The 14,571-nt window shown below is 64.4% G+C and carries 15 protein-coding genes and 1 tRNA gene; 7 read left to right on the forward strand and 9 right to left on the reverse strand.

The genetic code is table 11. The features are described 5' to 3' along the window. Positions 1 to 68: 68 nt before the first annotated feature. The gene (locus C484_RS06640) at positions 69 to 2,825 is read left to right on the forward strand and encodes a heavy metal translocating P-type ATPase (RefSeq protein ID WP_006825174.1); all 2,757 of its coding nucleotides are present in this window, start codon (positions 69 to 71) and stop codon (positions 2,823 to 2,825) included. 90 nt (positions 2,826 to 2,915) lie between these two features. On the opposite strand, the gene C484_RS06645 is transcribed toward C484_RS06640, so the two are convergent. Continuing rightward, positions 2,916 to 3,443: a hypothetical protein gene (locus C484_RS06645; RefSeq protein WP_006825175.1), complete on the reverse strand. Its 528-nt coding sequence runs from the start codon at positions 3,441 to 3,443 to the stop codon at positions 2,916 to 2,918. Positions 3,444 to 3,586: 143 nt separating this feature from the next. Here C484_RS06645 and C484_RS06650 point away from each other — a divergent pair, with 143 nt between their 5' ends. After that, positions 3,587 to 5,056, forward strand: a complete 1,470-nt coding sequence (locus C484_RS06650) for a lipase maturation factor family protein (RefSeq protein ID WP_006825176.1) — start codon at positions 3,587 to 3,589, stop codon at positions 5,054 to 5,056. A gap of 121 nt (positions 5,057 to 5,177) precedes the next feature. Here C484_RS06650 and C484_RS06655 read toward each other — a convergent pair whose 3' ends face one another. Beyond that, positions 5,178 to 5,555 (reverse strand): DCC1-like thiol-disulfide oxidoreductase family protein, encoded by a 378-nt coding sequence (locus C484_RS06655; protein WP_006825177.1) that lies wholly within the window; start codon positions 5,553 to 5,555, stop codon positions 5,178 to 5,180. A 160-nt stretch (positions 5,556 to 5,715) separates the two neighbouring features. Between C484_RS06655 and C484_RS06660 the strand changes: the two genes are divergently transcribed. The 4 genes from C484_RS06660 (at position 5,716) to C484_RS06675 (ending at position 9,018) form a co-directional block, all read left to right on the forward strand. Next, positions 5,716 to 5,898 carry a hypothetical protein gene (locus C484_RS06660; RefSeq protein ID WP_006825178.1) on the forward strand — a complete coding sequence of 61 codons (183 nt, stop codon included), beginning with the start codon at positions 5,716 to 5,718 and terminating at the stop codon, positions 5,896 to 5,898. Between the two features lie 135 nt (positions 5,899 to 6,033). Continuing rightward, positions 6,034 to 7,281, forward strand: a complete 1,248-nt coding sequence (locus C484_RS06665) for a hypothetical protein (RefSeq protein WP_006825179.1) — start codon at positions 6,034 to 6,036, stop codon at positions 7,279 to 7,281. A gap of 86 nt (positions 7,282 to 7,367) precedes the next feature. Further along, positions 7,368 to 7,847: an NUDIX hydrolase gene (locus tag C484_RS06670; protein WP_006825180.1), complete on the forward strand. Its 480-nt coding sequence runs from the start codon at positions 7,368 to 7,370 to the stop codon at positions 7,845 to 7,847. Between the two features lie 154 nt (positions 7,848 to 8,001). Beyond that, on the forward strand, positions 8,002 to 9,018 hold the full coding sequence (locus tag C484_RS06675; protein WP_006825181.1) for an alpha/beta hydrolase: 1,017 nt from the start codon (positions 8,002 to 8,004) through the stop codon (positions 9,016 to 9,018). A gap of 124 nt (positions 9,019 to 9,142) precedes the next feature. On the opposite strand, the gene C484_RS06680 is transcribed toward C484_RS06675, so the two are convergent. The 7 genes from C484_RS06680 to C484_RS06710 form a co-directional block, all read right to left on the reverse strand. Further along, positions 9,143 to 9,215, reverse strand: a tRNA-Arg gene (locus tag C484_RS06680). A gap of 99 nt (positions 9,216 to 9,314) precedes the next feature. Then, positions 9,315 to 9,638 carry a HalOD1 output domain-containing protein gene (locus C484_RS06685; RefSeq protein ID WP_275040113.1) on the reverse strand — a complete coding sequence of 108 codons (324 nt, stop codon included), beginning with the start codon at positions 9,636 to 9,638 and terminating at the stop codon, positions 9,315 to 9,317. A 364-nt stretch (positions 9,639 to 10,002) separates the two neighbouring features. After that, positions 10,003 to 10,902, reverse strand: a complete 900-nt coding sequence (gene gnd / locus C484_RS06690) for a phosphogluconate dehydrogenase (NAD(+)-dependent, decarboxylating) (RefSeq protein WP_006825183.1) — start codon at positions 10,900 to 10,902, stop codon at positions 10,003 to 10,005. Between the two features lie 195 nt (positions 10,903 to 11,097). Continuing rightward, positions 11,098 to 11,595 carry a hypothetical protein gene (locus C484_RS06695; protein WP_006825184.1) on the reverse strand — a complete coding sequence of 166 codons (498 nt, stop codon included), beginning with the start codon at positions 11,593 to 11,595 and terminating at the stop codon, positions 11,098 to 11,100. Positions 11,596 to 11,682: 87 nt separating this feature from the next. Beyond that, complete coding sequence (locus C484_RS06700) at positions 11,683 to 12,153, reverse strand: hypothetical protein (protein WP_006825185.1); 471 nt, start codon at positions 12,151 to 12,153, stop codon at positions 11,683 to 11,685. A 72-nt stretch (positions 12,154 to 12,225) separates the two neighbouring features. After that, entirely contained in the window at positions 12,226 to 12,783 is a 558-nt protein-coding gene (locus tag C484_RS06705; RefSeq protein WP_006825186.1) for a hypothetical protein, read from the reverse strand. Positions 12,784 to 12,853: 70 nt separating this feature from the next. Further along, positions 12,854 to 13,345 (reverse strand): deoxyuridine 5'-triphosphate nucleotidohydrolase, encoded by a 492-nt coding sequence (locus C484_RS06710; RefSeq protein WP_006825187.1) that lies wholly within the window; start codon positions 13,343 to 13,345, stop codon positions 12,854 to 12,856. 308 nt (positions 13,346 to 13,653) lie between these two features. On the opposite strand from C484_RS06710, the gene C484_RS06715 reads away from it, so the two are divergent. Next, on the forward strand, positions 13,654 to 14,571 hold a 918-nt coding region (locus C484_RS06715; protein ID WP_006825188.1), incomplete at its 3' end, for an aconitase family protein.

Here is a 14,571-nt window from a genome sequence, read left to right on the forward strand (position 1 = left end):
ACGCCGAGAACGGTCGCCGATCGAGAGCGGAGAGACACCGTTATTTGGCTCGCCCCGCGAGATCCGTTGTGGACGACGATGCCGAACGGTCGACGGCCAACCCTACCCCCGGACCGAGCCGCTGTCGACTCTGCGGGACGGCACTGACGCCCGCCGAGAGCGACAGTGACGAGCAACCGGCTCGAAGCGACACTGACGAACGATCGGCCACGGGCCGGAGTGACGCCACAGCCACGACCGCCTTCTGTTCGACCGGCTGTCGGCAGATCGACGAGACGCTCGACGAGCCAACCCCGGACGACGAAGCCGGTCAGCCCACCGCCGGCTCGACTCCCAGCGTCGAGACCGCAGACGAGTCCACGGCCACGTCCGCCGACGCCGCAACACCCGACCGAACTTTCCTCCGCGTCGACGGCATGTACGCCGCCACGTGCGAACGCTACCTCGAATCGGTCGCGAAATCCCAGGACGGCGTCACCGACGCCGCCGCGAGCTACGTCACCGAGACCATCCGCATCGATCACGACCCCGCCCGCAGCTCCGCCGCTGAACTCGAGGCGGCACTGACGACGACCGGCTACACAGCCTACCGCCGCGAAGAGGCCTCGAGCGACGACGAGACCGGCGGCACGCGACGCTCGCGCGAGATGTCCGGGCTGCGAAAGCGACGGACGGACGATATGCTCGAAGTTCGGTACGTCATCGGCATCGTCTTCGGATCGTTCCTGCTCGTCCCCTACGCCGCGCTCCTGTATCCGACGTATCTCGCCTCGGTCTTCGACTGGCGATTCCTCTCCCTCTATGACGAGGCGTTTACCGGGTTCGGCGGCCTGCTCTTTTTGCCGCTGTTTTTCACCGTCACCGGTGCCGTCCTCTATCTCACCGGCATGCCGCTCTTACGGGGTGCCTACGTCAGCCTCAAACACCGCCAGCCGAGCACCCAACTGCTCGCGTCGCTCACCGTCGTGAGCGCCTTCTGCTACGGCACCATCGCCTTCGTCTCCGGTCGCAACGACCTCTACTACGATCTGACGATCATCGTCGCCGCCATCGTCATGGCCGCGCTCTTCTACGAAGCGATGGTCAAGCGCCAGGCCATGGACCGTCTCACCGAACTCACAATTTCGCAGGTCGACACGGCCCGCGTGTTCGACAGCGCCGGTTCGGAGACCGGCTCCGACCCCGCCGACCCCACCGACGCCGCTGCGACGACGGCCGCCGACCCCGATACATCGACGCAGCACACCCGGACCGTCCCCGTCACCGACCTTTCCGCCGGCGACCGACTCCTCGTCCGAGCCGGCGAACGCATCCCCGTCGACGGCGAACTCGTCGCGAGTTCATGTACGGTCGACGAGGCGGTCGTCACCGGCGAGTCGCTCCCGATCTCGAAAACCCCCGGCGACGCGGTCGTCGGCGGCTCCGTTGTCACCGGCGACGCCGCGATCGTCGCCGTCGGCGACCGAACCGACAGCAGCATCGACAGGCTCACTCGAACCGTCTGGAACCTCCAGAGCGCAGCCCACGGCATCCAGCGGCGCGCCGACGAACTCGCGGCGATCTTCCTCCCGATCGTGCTCGGCGCTGGGGCACTCGTTGGCGCCTGGAACGTCTTTCAGGGGAACGGACTCGGGTCGACGACGACGGTACTGGCCGTGCTCCTGACGGTCATGGTGGCGAGTCCGTGGGCGCTCGGCCTCGCAACGCCGTACTCGATCGCGTCGAGTATCCGCGAGGCCATGGATCACGGCATCGTCGTCTTCGACGAGACCGTCTTCGAGCGGTTGCGAGAGATCGATACCGTCGTCTTCGACAAGACCGGGACACTGACGACGGGCGAGATGACGGTACTCGAGGCCGATGGCTCGCCGGCTCTGCTTCGAGCGGCCGGCCGACTCGAACGACATGCATCCCACCCGGCCGCAGCGGCGATTACGGCGGCGTTTGCGTCGACTGGCGGGCCAGATACCTCGGGGACACCTGATGAGGTCGACGATCCGGCACCCGACGGCGGTACAGTCGACGATTCGAAGGGGTCACGAGACGAAACGGACTCCACCGACTCTACCGACTCGGACACCAACGAGTTCGTCCGCGAGTTCACGGACCACGGCAACGGCGTCTCGGGCGTCGTCGACGGCGACCGACTCCTCGTCGGCCACCCCGACCTGTTCGATGACCGCGACTGGGACCTCGATCCTGAACTCGAGGGGCACGCGAGCGACGCACGCGAGGCGGGGAATCTCCCGGTCGTGATCGGCCGGAACGGCCGCGCCGAGGGCCTCATCGTCGTGGGTGACGAACCGCGGGGCGATTGGGAGGAGACTGTCACGGCCCTCTCCGAGAGCGACGTCTCAGTCGTCGTGCTCACCGGCGACGAGGGCCGCTCCATTGACGCGTTCGCCCGCCATCCGGGCGTCGACCACGTCTTCACCGGCGTTCCGCCGGACGGCAAAACCGAAGCCATTCGCCGGCTCCGGACCGACGACCGCGTCGCGATGGTCGGCGACGGAACGAACGACGCCCCGGCGCTCGCCGCGGCGGATCTGGGGCTCTCGCTCGGCGGCGGCACGGCGCTGGCCTCCGACGCGGCCGACCTCGCCATCGTCGACGACGACCTCACCGGCGTCGAGCGAGCGTTCGCACTCGCGCGGGCCGCCCGCCGCCGCGTCGTCCAGAACCTGGCGCTCGCACTCAGCTACAACGCCATCGTCGTCCCGCTCGCCCTGGCCGGCCTCCTGAACCCGCTGTTTACCGCCGTCGCCGTCGGGGTTTCCGCCGGCCTGATCGTCCTGAACTCGTCGCGGTCGCTGCTTCCGGCGTAGAAGTCTGTCGGATCCGGTGGACCCGAGCACGAGCACGAGCACGAGAGATGGACGAATGGGCTGCAGAACCGGGACCCGGGACCTGACCCATCACTCGAGTTCAACTGGCGCACCACAGGCAGGACAGACGAGTTCAGCCTCGTCATCGTCGCCGATTCGCAGGTGGTCGTGGTCGCAGTCGGGACAGGTGACGTTCCGATCCTCGAGTACGGGAATGCGCGTAACACGCACGTCCTCGCTGTCCCGGGGCGCGCCGAGCGCGATCGCGACGACGCGGTCGTCCGAGTCGTTCCGGCCGGACTGGAACTCGCCGGGGGCGAACCGGACGGCCTCGAACTCGCCGACGACGAGTTCGCGTTCGTCGCTGGTCACGTTCTCGGATTCTACGCCGGCGGCATGACCGAGTTCGATCTCGAACGTCGCTTCGCCGGCGAGCACGACGAAGACCTCCTCCTGATCCGTGTGCGCGTGTACCGACCCGCTGAATCGTTCGCCGGGGTCGAGAACGTAACGCGTGATCGCGAGGTGCTCGGTCCCGAGCGGGGCCGCGAGTTCGCGTCGATCCGAGTGATAGTCGGTCGAGCGCGGATCGATATCGTCGATCGAGACGTGCTCCATACCGGGCTATTCACGAGCGCTCGCCATGAACTCGGGGACGATCCTCGCGGGTTGTGTCGGCGTCGAACCTGACCCCGATTTTCGTCGGGTCCCGTAAGGGCGCGCCGCCACACCTTTGCTCGTCGGCGGATTCAGGTCCCCACATGTTCCACGGCGAGGAGTTCTGGCTCGCCCGGCTGCTGTTCCAGCGGGGACTCGCGCTGTTGTACCTGCTTGCCTTTCTCGTGGCCGCCTTCCAGTTTCGCCCGCTGGCCGGCGAGGACGGCCTCCTGCCGATCGAGTGGTACGCGGAGGGCGCGTCGTTCCGCGAACGGCCGAGTCTCTTCTATTTCGTCCCGAGCGATCGGGCGATCGGCCTCGCGGCCTGGAGCGGCGTCGTCGTCTCGGGCCTGGTGCTGCTCGGTGCACCCTACTGGCTCCCCGATGGTTATGCCACGCCCGCATCGATGCTCCTCTGGACGGTGTTGTGGCTGCTGTATCTCTCCTTCGTCAACGCCGGACAGACGTTCTACGGCTACGGCTGGGAGTCGATGCTGCTCGAAACCGGCTTTCTCGCGATCTTCCTCGGTGCCGGCTCCGTCGCGCCGCCGTTTCTCATCATCCTGTTGCTCCAGTGGGTGCTCTTCCGAAACATGTTCGGTGCGGGGCTGATCAAACTCCGCGGCGACGACTGCTGGCGGGACCTCTCCTGTATGGACTACCACTACGAGACCCAGCCGATTCCCAACCCCGTCAGCTGGTTCGCCCACCACCTCTCGAAACGAGTTCACCGCGTGGAAACCTTCGGCAACCACGTCGTCGAACTCGCGGTACCGTTTCTCTACTTCGCACCGCAGCCCGCTTCGGCACTGGCCGGGCTCGCCACGATCGGCTTTCAGGGGTGGCTGATGATCACCGGGAACTTCGCCTGGCTGAACGCGATCACGATCGTCCTGGCGATTCCGACGTTCAGCGACGGCGTGCTCACGGCCGTCCTCCCGCTTTCCGCGCCGACGGCTGCCGCGACGCCGCTGTACCTCCAGGCGCTCGCCGTCGTCGTCGCGCTCGTCGTGGTCGCGATGAGCATCCGTCCCGTCGAGAACATGCTCTCGGAAAGTCAGACGATGAACACCGCGTTCGATCCGCTGCACCTGGTCAACACCTACGGGGCGTTCGGCTCCATCACGAAAACGCGCTACGAGATCGTCATCGAGGGGACGACCGACGAGGCGGTTACCGACGAGACGACGTGGCGTGAGTACCGGTTCAAGGGAAAGCCGACCGATCCCGAGCGCCGCCCGCCCCAGATCGCCCCGTACCACCTGCGCCTGGACTGGCAGCTCTGGTTCGCCGCGATGGCTCCGACGCCGCGTCGCCATCCCTGGTTCCTGCGATTCCTCGGGAAACTCCTCGCCGGTGACCAGGAAACGCTAGCGCTGCTCGCCGCAGACCCGTTTGCCGACTCCGAGGGGCCGGCCCACGTCCGTGCAGTCCGGTATCGCTATCGGTACACGACACCCGAGGAACGCGCCGAAACCGGTCGGTGGTGGTACCGCGAGCGCGTCGGCTCCTACGTCCGTCCCGTCTCGTTAACGGACGTGCGACAGCGAGCGCCCGGCTGGTCGGCGGACTAACGGCGTCCCGACCGGACTCATACGGACTGCTGTAAGTCATTTCCGGCGCAATCGCAGGGCGGGCGCGGTTGCGCCGGTAAATCGTTACAGCAGACCGTATCACGCGTCGCTGCACCCGGCGTCAGGACTCCCGTCTGGCCGGCGGGGTCTTCGAGACGATCTTTCCGAAGAGGTCGCGGTTGTTCGCCACCAGTTGATAGCCGTGTTCGCGCAGCCGGTCGTACTCCTCGAAGTGTCGGAGGAACTGGACGAACTCGCGCGCCGGGCCGTCGATGTCAGAACGCAGGAAGGCTTGCTCGATCGAGGCCCCGCAGGAGTAGACCCCCTCCTCGGTAAGCAGGTGCGAGCAGTCCTCGTAACTCTCGGGCAGTTCGGTCCGGAGTTCCGGCGTCAGGTCGCTGAATCCGACGAGCCGGATCGATGACCGTTCCGAAAGGTGGTCCGCCCACCAGGTACAAAACCCGCAGTCGTCGTCATAGACGAGCGTTGGTCGCTCCATACCCGGACACACGTCCCGTATCCACTAACGTTTACTGCGGCGTCGGTCGGAAGTTGGTCGTCGCTCCAGCCGCCAGCGCCACCCCGCCGATCGCCGAGTTCACCTGGCATCGACCCCAACACCCATTCCCCTCTCCCTCCACTAGAGAGCCGAGAGAACGATGGAACGGTTCGTCACACTCATCGTGGCCGGCGGGATCGGTCTCCTCGCCGGCCTCTGGCTCGCCGAACTCGTCGCGGTCGGCTCCCTGCCCTGGATCGCCGGCGCGGCGCTCGCGCTCTCCGGCACCGTCGCCATCCTCGCCGGAATCCGGCGCGAACTCACCGTCTCGCCGTTCGCGTGAGTCCGGCCGTCGCCGAGCGCGTGTGGACGGTGCAAGCACGTCGCCCGTACAGCGGTCGACAGCGCTCGGCGGGACCCGCGATTCCGCGATTCGGACCGCCAGAACACTCTTTGCGGCTCCCTCCAATGCAGCCCCATGAGCAGTGCGGCCCGCTCGCTCTCGGAACCGCAAGTCCTCGCCCACGCCAAGCAACGGCTCTTTCCCGCGGCGAGCGACCGGTCCTACGTCGTGGCCGACACCCAGTTCGCGCGCGAAGAGTGGCTCCCCGGCCAGCCCATCGATCCCGCCATCCGCGACCGACTCGCCCCGTTCAACCACGTCGAGATCGGCGGCGGCTTCCCTGACCTCGTCGGCGTCCACGAACTCGACGAACTCGATCCGGAACTACTGGCCGTCGACCGCCTCGGTGACGAGCCACCGCTGATCGCCATCGAAGCCAAAGGCTACGCGAGCGGCGGCGTCGATACCCGGCGCGGCATCGTCCAGGCCTACGACCGACTCCACGAGGCCAACGCAGCGTACCTCGCCGCTCCCGCGGCGGCGATCACGGACACCGATCGAACGCTCGCGCGGGAGTTGAACGTCGGCGTCCTCGGCGTCGACACCACAGGAGCGGTCGACGTACTCGAATCCCCGCGCCTCGTCGGGAATCGGACTGCGACCGAGGCCTCGGCGCTGCGATTTCAGGCCAGCGCTCAGGGCGTCGCGGAGAACTCCTTCGGGCTGAACCACCCGAAGAACTACCTCGGCTACCCGCTTGCCCACTACGCCGACGGCGACACCGCGACCCTCCTCTCCGAGTTCAACGTCGTCGGAGCGGTCCGAGACGCCAGGCGCGGGGCCGCGTTCCTCGGGCTGATCGAGGACCGCGAACGGGTCGCGCTGACCGCCCTCGGCGAGGAGGTGATCCGCTTCGGGAAAGCCCGCTGTGGCTCCGTCGAGGCGGCGCTCGAGACGTTCGCCGACTGGTATCGCTCGCGAAAGCGGTTCGTCGACCTCGCGCCGGCCTGGGGACAGTTGGCCCGCCGCGTTCTCTTCGAATACCCCGCAACGGAACTGTTCGTCAACGAACTCCAGACGATGCACGACGACTGGATTCCCGAGCCGTCGCTGGTCGACCTCGTGATCCACCTCCACGAACTCCACCCGACGTTCGCCGTCGAGTTGTTCGTTCGCGGCGACGAGGCGGTTCGCCGTCGAGTACTGACCGCCGAGGGCGACCTCCGGCGCGCTGAACTCGAGGACGGCGACATCTACCACTCGCCGACGGTGTTCCAGTTGAAGACGATGCTCTACCACGTCGGCATTCTCACGGCGAACGGGACGGAACCGCACCGACTCGACCCGACCGCGGATATCTGGGCGCTTCGCGAGCCCGTTTGAGCACTCGCTGCGAGTATCGCTGTAGTGGCTACGACTGTCGTGGGAAACACGGCGGATACATGTAACAATAGTTTCTTGTTCAGAGCATGGAGCGAACTCGCCACTTCACGGCCACCGTTTACGTGGTGAACGACGGGGCGACAGCACTGCACGAACACGAGCACGTCGGGAAAACGATCCCGCCGACGGGCCACGTCGATCGAGACGAACTCCCCCATGAAGCCGGCCTTCGAGAAGTTCGGGAGGAGACCGGACTCGATCCGACGCTCCTCGACGACACACGATCAGTTGATACCCCCGGTGGTCAGGTACTCCCGCATCCCCGCCACCAGATGCTATACGATATAAACGTCCACGATGGGACCGTTGGCCATCAGCATATCGACCACGTCTACTACGCTACTGTTCCAGATCGCGATATTTCTCCCGGACCCGATGAAATGCGAGCGGATGCGTGGCACTGGTATACGATACCGAGACTTCGGGCGAGTGAACTCCCGGCGAACGTCGTCCGATTCGGCGTCGAGGCTATTCGGACGGCTGCCGATTCGGCTGAGTGGGAGTGAACTCGTCGCTTCTGGATTCCCTTTACTCGGTTCTACCACCAGAACCGTCTCATACGGGTGCTCGTCGGAGGGCTGGCCGCGATACACGAGATGCCATGACACACGAGTTTCCGGAAGACGTACCGTTATGCCACGCGCCCCACGTCCGTTACGTATGAGCGAACCGACGGGCGAAGCGGCCGACGCGAACGTCTCGGTCCACGAGGGCATCACCTACGCCGACCGCGAGGCCGGCGAGCTAGAACTCGACCTGTACCTCCCCGACGGAGAGCGCCCGCCGCTGGTCGTCTACATCCACGGAGGCGGCTGGATCGCCGAAACCCGCGATAACATCCCCGATCCAGAGCGCTACGCGGCCGAGTGGGGCTGTGCAATCGCCAGCGTGAGTTACCGTCTGGCCGAGGTTCCGGATGACGCCGGGCCGGAGATGCAAGAGATGTACGACCCGGCCAACCCGACTCCACGAGGGACGTTCCCCGCACACTTCGTCGACGTAAAGGCCGCGATCCGGTGGCTTCGAGCCAATGCTGCGGAATACGGCTACGACGCTGAACGCATTGGGGCGTGGGGGTCCTCGGCGGGCGGCCATCTGGCCATGCTCGCGGGCGTCGTCGAGGATGTGATGGATCTCGGAGCGGCGTTCGACGGTGAACTGAAGAAATCCGTCGCACCCGACACCTCGGGGACTGTACAGGCGGTCGTCAGCTGGTACGGTCTCACCGACTTCACGTTCGCGGCGGACAACGCACCCGGCATTCCCTCGCTGCTACTGGGCGGCCCCGCGTCCGACCACCCGAAGCGGTTCGAGCAGGCGAGTCCCATTACCCACGTCTCCGCGGACAGTCCACCGACGCTCCTGATGCACGGGCGAGCGGACGAGGTCGTGGCCGTCGAACACAGCCGGCGGTTCTTCGATGCGTTGGACGAAGCAGGTGTAAACGCCGTCTTCTACGAGTTACACGACCGCAACCACGTCTGGGCAGAACACATCGAGGACATCGAATCCGAACGGGAAGCGATGGACCTCCTCACGACCGAGCCGACGCCAAGCCAATCGGTGTACAGCGCAACTCACGTTGACGACGGTGGAACGCCGGATCCGCTTCTCGATACCACGTTGCCGGCTGGCCCGGCAGCGATCGAACAGTTCTTCGCCCGCACTATCAAATGACGAATGACGAACCGACACACGCCCGCACCTACCGATTAGCTGTAGTGACTGCAAGCTGAGTCGACCATGGTTCAAATCTCACCGCCATCACTACCGCTCACGAGGAGATTTCGAAGCAAAACGACGGGCGCGGAGGGATTTGAACCCCCGACATCTTGGTCCGGAACCAAGAACTCTGTCCACTGAGCTACGCGCCCCCGCTCTCTCCTACGACAACCGCCGCCAAAACGATTCCCTTTTCGATTCTTCTATCGCTATCACTGACTATGTTTGACAGTCACACGCTGCCCGCAGAATCAAATCGTGGATTCCGTATTGAAAACGTCGCTCGTCCCCTCGGCGACCGTCCCGGGCTCCGCCAGCGAAATCTCGACCGTCTCTTCGGGCTGAGAATCGGCTCGTACAGTGACGTTCCGACCGTGATAGTTGAACTCGAGGCTCGTAAATCCGCTACTCGACTCACAGAGCGAATCGAGCATATCCGGGTCGATAACGTCATAAAGCGGCTCGAGTTCAATCGGATCTGTCCCGGATTCGCGGGCGACAAGGTCGACGATAGCCATACTTGGTCGTTGATCCGTCACCGTAACTTCCATCGAACGTGCACACTGCGAGTTCATAACTGATGCTGTGGGTGCCGGTGATAAAGAAGGTGACCCAATATTTCAGGCGGCGGAGTCAGGAGAGAACGATTGTTCAGAATACGCGACCGAATATCGCCAGATAAGCGGCTAAAACCGCCGATGATCGAACACGGATGGAAGGAACAGATGCTGTACAGATAAGAGAGAAGACATATATTGGCTGAAAAGCGGCTATTACGGAGTGATTTTGAACGGTGGTTCTGAATAGCGAGTAGTAATGGGGCACGGCAGTCAGTGGCTGAACTCAGTGCGGACTGTAGCACCAACTGCAACGAGTGACACGCCGATCGCAGAGTCGTCGTGCGATCGGGTGTGCAGTGACTTGCAGCGACTACTGGAGTCAGTCGCGCCGAGGGACTTCGTGTCGGCCGAAGCCGTACCGGAGGCGGCTGGCGAGTCGTCGCGAGAAGCGGCCGTCGTCCGCGCGTGAGCCGAACCGTTCGGAGAGTGCGGTGTAGATGAGCGGTAGCGGGACCTCCTGTTCGAGGGCTTCCTGGACGGTCCAAGTGCCGGTAGAGCCGCCTTCGATGCGGTCTGCGACGGTGCCGAGGTCAGTGCCTTCTTCACGGAACGCTTCCTCGCAGAGTTCGAGAAGCCACGAGCGGATCACCGCGCCGTTGTTCCAGACCGAGGCGACGGACTCGAGATCGAGGTCGTATCGGCCCTCGTGGAGGAGTTCAAAGCCTTCGCCGTAGGCTTGCATGAGCGCGTACTCGACGCCGTTGTGGATCATCTTGACGTAGTGACCGGAGCCTGCGGGGCCCATACGCTCGTGGCCGTCGGGACCGGTTGCGACGGCGTCGAAGACGGGTTCGAGTTCGTCGTAGGCCCAGGCCGGGCCGCCGATCATGAGCGAGAAGCCGAGTTCAGCGCCGGCGGGGCCGCCGGAGGTGCCACAGTCGAGGTAGGCGGCGGGGCAGGCGTCGGCTCGTCGGACGGAGTCTTCGAAGTAGGAGTTGCCGCCGTCGACGACGATGTCCGTCTCGTCGAGGTGCGGGTCGAGTTCGTCGAGCGTTGCGTCGACCGGTTCGCCGGCGGGGACCATGAGCCAGATGCGTTTGTCGGTGCCGAGGCGGTCCGTGAGATCCGAGATAGAATTGGCGGGTTCGGCCCCGGCGTCGGCGGCCGTTGCGACGGCTTCGGGATCGAGGTCGAAGGCGACGATGTCGTGGCCTGCCGCGAGGGCACGTTCGACGACGATCTGTCCCATACGTCCGAGTCCGATGACGCCCAGTTGCATAGCGGACCGTCCGCGACGGAGTGAGGTAGGGGTTGTGGTTTTCGTGGCTTCGGAGGGTAGTGAGTGCTGTGGGTGAGCGTCCAATGGTGGGAGCTAACTCACAACCGGGGGCCACACTGTGTCGAGAATTACGCGCCCGCGATTGCGTCAGGTTCACTCAGGCCGTACTGATCGGTGCCACCTCAGACCGTACTGCTACTGCAGCGGCTCCTTGAGATGCGCCCAGCCAATGGCGTCCAAGACGATGAATCGATCGTCGTAGTGGACGTAGACGCCGTTGTATTCGTGTTCCGTTCCCTCGTGGTATGGCAGTGAACCGCGAATCGTATCGACGACGGACCAGGCACCGTCGCGTTCCAGCGTAACGTGTTCCCATTCCTCACGTGCACAGCGCCGGATCGCACGGTTGATCGCCCGCCGTGCACCGGGGATCTCGTCGAGTTGACGCGAAGAGGCGTCGACGATGGTGGCATTAGCAGGGACCTCGTCCGGGTCGATGATTCGAGCACCGAGGTTGGCCTTCGAGCGAGCCGTCGAGTTCTTCGAGCGGTTCGAACTGAGCACGTAGCCGGCGAGGGCTGCCGTGCCGACGGCGAGCAGCGAGAGTGCGATTCCTTTGGTGCCACTCCTCGCGACGGTTGTGTTCGCCTTTGCGCCCCCGTTTCCAGTTCTGTTCCCAGTCCCCCTGAGCATGGGAGTATCTTACAGTAACCGACTAAGTATCTTTCGCAAGAATGGTAGTTCCACGATCGGTTCCCGAGCCGACGAGTTCGAAAACGCCTACAGAGAGATGCTTGCCGCCAAGTTCGTCGTGATCGCCCCGCCGACGACGAGCAACGCGATTCCGACGAGCGCAGCCGCCCGATACAGTCCCAATGCATCGGCCGCGGGTTCGCGAAGCTTCTTTCCGTTGAGGCCGCTCTCGAGTCGTTTCGAGCCGATTTCGACGAGGGTGGCAAGCAACAGCCAGAGCGCAACCATTAGCAGCACCAGGTGTCCCCTGGTCGAGCCGAACAGACTCTCGGACGTGTACCGCGCCTGTGCGAGATGGCCGCCCGTAAGCAACAGGACGAGCGCGCTGACGCGCGAAATCGTCGTCAACTTGCCGGCGATCGCCTCGAGCGGCTTCGTCGTATTGAACTCGCCGTCGCGAGCGAGCGGCAACACGACGAACGCGACGTAGAAGACGCTGCCGGCCCAGAGTGCCCCAAAGACGAGATGGAGGGTCTGCGTAACGAACGTCTCGACCATAGTACTCTCTCGGAGACTGGAGGTATCAGGGTTCCGACTTGCGGCGGGCCGGCTGCTTGCCACTGGCGCCAGCTACTCGAGCCACTCCCAGTCAGCGGTCCACCGGATCAATCGCCGTCGAAGAAGCGCATAGGCTACCGAGACGCCGAGACCGCCGAGCACGACGGTCCTGACCCAGCCGTCGAAGACCACGAGGGCCGGCAGTGCGAGGACGAACGCGAGAACGGCATCCTCCGGTGCACCGTCGTATCGGATCCACCGCTTCGGACGGAGCCATCGACCGCGAACGTGGTCGTAGACGGCGCGTTCGGTGCGGTTTCGCCAGGGATCCATCTCTGGTCCGCCGCCGAAAACGTCGCTCGCGGCGTGGAGCCAGGCTGCGGCGACGAACGCGGCGATGGTCAGCGTCGCCGCTGTCGGCGCGTAGAACGCGAACGCGACCGCCAGAACGACCCCGACGAGTCCGACGATCGGGAAGTGAAACGTCCGGCGGTGAGCGAGCGGCAGATCAAAATCGGGGGCAAGACCGCCCGCGAACGCACCGAGTGCGAGCGGCGCAGCGAACTCGGGCGCGAGGTATGCGAGAGGGGACACAACGGTGAGACCGGCGAACGCGTGCGTCGTCGCCATCATCGGGTGTGATCACCGGCCATACCGGTGGTTCGACGGACGGCACCAAAAGTGGACCGTCCGGCGGTCATCAGCTGCTCTCGCCGATGTTCTCGCCCTGGTAACTGCCGTCGTAGGTATCCTCGTGATTCGCCTCGGCGAACACGAGCTGGGCGATCCGCGCGTCGCGTTCGATCTCGACGTCGTGGTGGACCTGCAAGAGCCCCTCGCCGCGACCCTCGTAGCCGGCGTCCCAGACCGCCGTATTGAGCATGCAGGAGTTTCGCATCAGCGACGAGCGGGGATAGACGAATCCGATGTGGCCGTCCGGAATCGCGATTTGCTCGTTGTAGCGCGCGACGTACGCACCCTCGGGTAGATAGTACGTGTCGGGCGCTTTCTGCTCGAGTTCTTCGAGCGGGCGGGCGGCTCGGTCGCCGATCTGCTTGCCGTCCCGGCCGATCCGGCCGGGTTCGAGCTGGTCGAAGACGATGTCGAGGGTGAGGTCGACGCCGTTAGGTTGGACCTGTTCGGGGGTCGTCGGCGAGACGTGATCCGCAACGAAGGTACCGGAGCGAAACATGATCGTATAGCCGAGAGATAGCGGTATCGGGAAAAACGTGTCCTTTCGAGTCAGCCGACAGGTGACGCGGTTCGAGAGTACCGGTGATGCAGTTCGAGACCGTGTTCCTCACGGAAACTGAGCACGCACGAGTTCTGTGCGCGTGGAACAATTACTCCCGATCTAACCTCCTCCGCGCAGCACTGTCTACGTCTGTAGTTATAGCGCAAGAATTGCTCGAAAACTGCGCGCATGGGCGTATCTAACACGGTCGATCCTCAAGGAAACACGCTGGATTTATCAGGACGGACGGCCGAGATTCGGATGCTATGGGACAGACTCTCACCGAAAAGATTCTCGACGACCATCTCGTCGAGGGCGATCTCGAGACCGGCGAGGAAATCGGTATCGAGATCGATCAGGTACTTACTCAGGACACGACCGGAACGATGGTCTGGCTCCAGTTCGAAGCGATGGGACTGGACGAGGTCCAGACCGAAATCGCAGCCCAGTACTGCGACCACCAGACCTACCAGTTCGACTTCAAGAACACTGACGACCACCGTTTCCTGCGTTCTGCAGCCGGTAAATATGGCGCTTATTTCTCTCGCCCCGGCAACGGTATCTGTCACAACGTTCACCGCGAAAACTTCGCCGCACCCGGCAAGACGCTGCTCGGCTCCGACAGCCACACGCCGACCCCCGGCGGCCTCGGTGAACTCGCCATCGGTGCCGGCGGCATCGACGTGACCGTCGCAATGGGTGGCGCACCCTACTACATCGAAATGCCCGAGATCGTCAACGTCCGTCTCGAGGGCGAACTCCCCGAGTGGGCCACGGCAAAGGACGTCATCCTCGAGATGCTCCGTCGCCTCTCCGTGAAAGGCGGCGTCGGCAAGATTCTCGAGTACACCGGCCCCGGCGTCGAGACGCTCACCGCACCCGAGCGGATGACGATCACGAACATGGGCACTGAACTCGGCGCGACGACGTCGATCTTCCCGACCGACCACCAGACCGAGGACTACCTCGAACGCGTCGGTCGCGGCGACGAGTTCACCGAGATCCAGCCCGACGAGGACGCCGAGTACGACGACGAGATCGTCGTCGACCTCTCGGACCTCGAGCCGCTGATCTCCCAGCCGTCGATGCCGGACAAGGTCGTCCCGGTCCGCGAAGTCGCCGGCCAGGACGTCTCCCAGGTCATCGTTGGTTCCTGTACGATTGCTCAGATCGGAAGAGCGTCG

The organism is Natrialba taiwanensis DSM 12281, from assembly GCF_000337595.1.
Classification (GTDB): Archaea; Halobacteriota; Halobacteria; order Halobacteriales; family Natrialbaceae; genus Natrialba; species Natrialba taiwanensis.